At 53.0% G+C, this 517-nt stretch carries 1 protein-coding gene; it reads right to left on the reverse strand.

The window, feature by feature from the left end:
* Positions 1-517 (reverse strand): hypothetical protein (locus tag AB1471_RS18635; RefSeq protein ID WP_367780938.1); only part of this gene is annotated, 517 nt, incomplete at both ends.

A 517-nucleotide genomic window follows, 5' to 3' on the forward strand; every position in this document is an offset into this window, starting at 1 on the left:
CAGTCCCCGCCCCCTCCTTTTCCCCCTCCCCCCCCCCCCCCTCCCCCCCCCCCCTCCTTCCTCCTTTCCTCTTTTCTTCTCTCTCCCCCCCCTCTTTTCTTCCTCTCCCTCCTTTTTCTCCCCTTCCTTTCCCTTCTCTCTCCTCTTTCTCCCCCCCTTTCCTTTCTTCCCTTTCTCCTTTTTTGTTGCCTCCCCCTCTTCTCTTTCCCTTTCCTCTTCTTTTTTCTTTTCCCCTCCCTTCTCCCCCCCCCCCTCTTTCTCTTCTCTTTTCTCCCCCTCTTCCTTTTTCTTTTTCCCTCCCCCCCCCCCCCCTTCCTTTCCCCTTTTTTCCCCCCTCTCTTCTCCCCTTCCTCTTTCTTCCCCTTCCCTTTTTTTTCTTTCCCCCCTCCTCCTTTCTTTTCCTCCTCCCCTTCCCTCTTCTTTCTTTCCTTTCTTTCCTTTCCTCCCCTTCTTCCCTCTTCCTCCCTTCTTTTTTTTTTCCTCCCTCTTTCCTCTTTTTCTCTCTTCTCCTTTTTTC

Origin of the sequence: Jeotgalibacillus marinus (genome assembly GCF_040801915.1) — a bacterium.
Classification (GTDB): domain Bacteria; phylum Bacillota; class Bacilli; order Bacillales; family Jeotgalibacillaceae; genus Jeotgalibacillus; species Jeotgalibacillus marinus.